The organism is Campylobacter concisus (assembly GCF_902460415.1).
Taxonomy (GTDB): Bacteria; Campylobacterota; Campylobacteria; order Campylobacterales; family Campylobacteraceae; genus Campylobacter_A; species Campylobacter_A concisus_Y.
In genome coordinates, this window is record NZ_CABPTY010000013.1 from 1 (window position 1) to 3273 (window position 3273).

Sequence of the window (3273 nt, forward strand, 5' to 3'; positions counted from 1 at the left end):
GTTTGAGTTATTGTTACTTTAGAGTTAGAACCCTCTGTAACTATCTTTTCACCTTGGTATACAATATCTCCTACACTTAATTGTCTTACCTCTCCTGTTAAGTCATTAAGTGCTCTTGCTATTCCTCCATTTACGCTTTTAACTACTCCGGCTTCTTTAGCCATCATGTTCTCCTTATTGTTTATAGTATTTTAAATTTTGAATGAATTATATAAATTTTAGAAGTATATGTCTATTGTACTGGGGTACAGTGTGAGATTTTTATAATATATAAAAAATAGGCAAAATAGCTTTAAAATAGGTTGTTTAATATAATTTCGTAGATTTATAACAAATAGAAAAGATAAAAAATTTTATAAGATTTTAGTTATATAAAAAGATTAACCCGAAGACTTTTTCCTTGGAAATGAATCAACTTTATATAATTTAAAGTACTCGCGTATCATCTTTAACTTCTAAAATCATGTTATGACTGCGTTCTGTGCATTTTTATTTACTAATCTTATGGCTTTTTCTTTTTAATCTAATAGTAAAAACACATCCTAGTTATACTAACTATTATAAATACTATAAATTTATAATCAAAAATTTAAAAACATCAATAATTTTTTAATTTATATATTTTTAGTGAATGTCTTTTAAAAAAGATTAATTAATATTCTTACTTATTTCTATGGCTCGCCAAAGGGTAAAAATCAAAAACTACAAATAAAATTATTTAAATAAAAAACCCAAGAAATTCTTGGGTTTTAAATAAGATATTATAAATCCAGTGTAACGTTATTTTCTATTTTAATACTTACCGTTTCGCCATTTACGGTCGTAGAATACGTTCCGTCATTATTATTTTGCCATGAGGATGTATCTGTCTTATGAACGGTATCGTCGCTACCGCCTTTTACGGTAAGAGTATCACCGGTAGTTTTATTGGCGTCTAGCACGTCTTGTGCGGTGATGTTTAGTTTTGCACCGTTTACGCCCGTCATATCGATGGATTTTACGTTTTTATCCGTTATAGCAGATAACTGGGATAGATCCACGGTTTTATCGCCTTCCATATCGGTTATATTTACGTCCCCGTTTGTATGAGTTAGAGATACTTTGTTTTCAAAATTTAAGTTATTAAATCCAGCAGAAGCTCCGTTTTTCAAAACTAAAGTATCATTACCCACATCCCCGTTTACGGCTATATTACCGGAATTATTTATACTAGCTCCGTTATCTATACTTATAGTGTCATTACCTTCATTTCCGCGTACAGAAGAGTTGGTTAAAACGGCTCCTGAATTTATATTTATAGTATCGTTGCCTTCGTAACCATAAACGTGACCCCCGTTTAGATGAGCACCGTTATTTATATTGATAATATCGTTACCTTCGCCTGCACTTATATGCGTACCGCTTTCGAAATTAGACCCTGAATTTATATTTATAATATCATTACCGCTTCCAGTTCCTATTCCAGTTCCTTGTGTTGTTTTAAATATAGTATCAGTAGCATTTACAGTATCGTTGCCCTCTTTCGTCCAGATATTAGTATCGTTTACAGTAACGTTATATAAATTTACAGTATCGTTGCCAGTTCCAGTATCGACCTTGACGTTTTTATTGTAGTCATTGTCGACTTTGTTTAGATTTGTATTCCTTATCGTAACGATATCATCGCCGTCTCCACTAATAATTTTACCGCCGATAGAGCCTTTCCTGCCAACTCCTCCGTCGATATCGATCGTATCCTTATCTTTTCCGCCTAAAACATCGCCTCCGATCTTTGAATTTAAAATTGTGATCTTATTATCGCCGCCGTAAGTGCTACCTTCGACGTTACCTTTTACGGTAGCATTTTCTATGGTGATTTTATTTCCATCAGAATCTGCAGCTGCGCCGTATGCGCTAGGGTTTTCTCCTTTGCCTCCACTAACGTATCCGTTTACGGTTGCGCCGTCTAAAATTTTAATAGTATCACTATCTTCTCTACCTTCAACGTTTTTTAGTATCGTAGTGCCTTGACCGCGCACCGTAATCTCGTCATTTCCCCACATACCCCATACATAACCTGCTTTAGCGCCATTTTCTACAAATATCTTATCGTCGCCGCCTCTACCATTTATGTAAGCAGCATAAGCATCTTTACCACTTACAGTTATAGTATCCCCACCTTCGTCGCCTTGGATGTAATTAGTCCTTGCGCCATCTTTTACCGTGATGATATCGTCACCGTCTCCACCGGCTATGAATTTTGCACTCGTTCCTCTACCGCTTACGGTTATAGTATCGGCATCGGCACCTTTATCTTCTATATCCAAGCTTGGATTTACTTTCTTTTCATACTTATCGTTCTTTGCCTTCGTGTCTCCGTATATAATACCATCTACTTTAGCACCGCTATCTACGGTTATAATATCTTTTCCCGCATTACCGTATACGTTTCCGTTTATTCTAGATCCGTTTTGTAAAGATATCCTGTCTACGCCGTCGCCACCGCTAATAGCATCTGTGGTATCATCTCCCATATAATCTTTAGCAGCTCGTCCACTTACCGTAGAATTATTTACAGTTATACCATCATTTCCAGAACCACCAAAAATTTCTACTGCCTCTGCGCCGTTTTTGAGATCAACGTTATCGTTTCCAACTCCTCCATGTACGGACGTTATTTTTGCGCCGTCTACGGTTATATTATCTATATTATCTGATCCAAACACTTTTAAACTTGGATTAGGATTTACTATCTTAGCTACCGATCCGTCATCCGGATAGTTTGAAGCTTTTGCCGCGCTAGTTACCGCTAGGTCTTTAGCATTATCTTGACCGATAGCAAGGTTACCGTCTTTACTTACATACCAGCCTTCTTTATAATCAAATGCACTAGGAGCGGTAGGATCGTTAGGAGTTAGATAATCTCTACCGTCGGTATGTCTATATACGTGATATCCATTAGGTATAGAAGAGGCAAATGAGTCTAAGAGCGCAGAAGATGTGCTTTCTCCCTTATACGCCGACAATGGAATTTTTATACTTCCTGCTGGCAAAGCAGGTCCTGTTGCTCCAGCTCCAGCCCCAACAGCACTTCCACCACTTACACCAAAGCTATTATCTCCACCTGCTGCTAGAGATAAAGCATCTATGCTTCCTACATTAGCATTTATGTTACTAATGTGGCCTCCTTCTGCAAAGCTAGTAGAAGATAAGCTTACGCCATCTCCACCATTACCACCTGCTTGTGGACCACCTGCAGCAGTTTCTTCTAGAGCATTAAGATCTGTTCCTTTT

General features: G+C 36.9%; 1 protein-coding gene. It reads right to left on the reverse strand.

From position 1 onward, the window contains the following. Window positions 1-761: 761 nt before the first annotated feature. A partial coding sequence (locus tag FZ940_RS09500) for an autotransporter outer membrane beta-barrel domain-containing protein (RefSeq protein WP_187422170.1) occupies window positions 762-3273 on the reverse strand: 2512 nt, incomplete at its 5' end.